1 protein-coding gene is annotated in these 1,601 nt (G+C 68.6%); it reads left to right on the forward strand.

The genetic code is table 11. From position 1 onward, the window contains the following. Window positions 1-1,601, forward strand: a 1,601-nt coding sequence (locus tag ACWD35_RS45455; protein WP_451357174.1) for a condensation domain-containing protein, incomplete at both ends; no start/stop codon positions are given.

Raw genomic sequence — 1,601 nt, forward strand, 5'->3', positions numbered from 1 at the left:
CGGGTGCGGTCGGTGTTCGGGGTTGAGTTGTCGTTGCGGGCGTTGTTCGAGGCGCCGACGGTGGCTGGTCTTGCGGCTCGTTTGGCCGGGGCTGATCGTGCCCGGGTGGCGTTGGCGGTGCGGGAGCGTCCGGAGCGGGTGCCGGTGTCGTTCGCGCAGCGCCGTCTGTGGTTCATCGGTCAGTTGGAGGGTCCGAGTGCCACTTACAACCTGCCGACGGTGCTGCGTTTGACGGGTGAGGTGGACGCGGGGGCGCTGGGTGCCGCGCTGCGGGATGTGATCGGCCGGCATGAGGTGTTGCGGACGGTGTTCGCGACCACCGACAGCGGTGAGCCGTTCCAGCGGGTTGTGGATGTGGCGGATCTGGACTGGGAGTTGCGGGTCGTCGATGTCGTTGGGGCGGACGTGGATGCCGCGGTGGCGGAGGCGGCGGGTTGTGCGTTCGACCTGTCGGTGGAAGTTCCCATTCGTGCCTGGTTGTTCCGTGCTGTTCCCGATGAGCAGGTGCTGGTGGTCGTGGTGCATCACATCGCCGCGGATGGCTGGTCGATGGGGCCGTTGGCGCGGGACGTGTCGGTGGCGTACGAGGCACGGTGTGCGGGGCGAGCCCCGCAGTGGGAGCCGTTGCCGGTGCAGTACGCGGACTACGCACTGTGGCAGCGCGAACTCCTGGGCGACGAGGACGACCCGGAGAGTGTGCTGTCCCGTCAGGTTGCCTACTGGCGTGAGACGTTGGCGGGTGCGCCCCAGGAGCTGACGCTGCCTTACGACCGGTCGCGTCCGTCCGTGGCGAGCCACCGCGGACTCGGAGTTCCCTTCGACATTTCGTCGGGGGTGCATGCGCGTCTGGTGGAGGTGGCGCGGGCCGAGGGTGTGACACCGTTCATGGTGCTCCAGGCTGCTCTGGCGGTACTGCTGTCCCGTCTGGGTGCGGGGGCGGACATCCCGATCGGGTCGGCGAACGCCGGCCGCAGCGATGTCGCTCTCGACGACCTCGTCGGGTTCTTCGTCAATACGCTGGTGTTGCGTACGGATCTGTCGGGGGACCCGACGTTTCGTGAGCTGCTTTCCCGTGTGCGGGAGGCGAGTCTGTCGGCATTCGCGCATCAGGATGTGCCCTTCGAGCGTCTGGTCGAGGAACTGGCCCCGGCTCGCTCGCTGGCCCGGCATCCGTTGTTCCAGGTGATGCTGAGCTTGCAGAACAACGCCGGTGCGGTCGTGGATCTGCCGGGTGCGCAGGCGCGGGGAGCTTCGGCTGGTGTAGCGGTGGCCAAGTTCGATCTGGAGCTGACGGTGGGGGAGGTGTTCGGGCCGGACGGTGCGCCTGGGGGGTTGCGTGGTGCGGTGATCGCGGCGGCGGACCTGTTCGATGCGGGTTCGGTGGAGCGTCTGGTCGAGGGCCTGGTGCGCGTCGTGGGCGCGGTGGTCGAGGAGCCCGGGCTGCGGCTGGGTGCGGTGGATGTGCTGGACGAGACCGAGCGGCGTCGGGTGTTGGTGGAGTGGAACGACACGGCGGTCGAGGTGCCGCAGTCGACGCTTTCGGAGTTGTTCGAGGCGCAGGTGGCGGGGACGCCCGATGCGGTGGCGGTCGTGTTCGAGGG

The sequence above is a fragment of the Streptomyces sp. NPDC002671 genome (assembly GCF_053592475.1).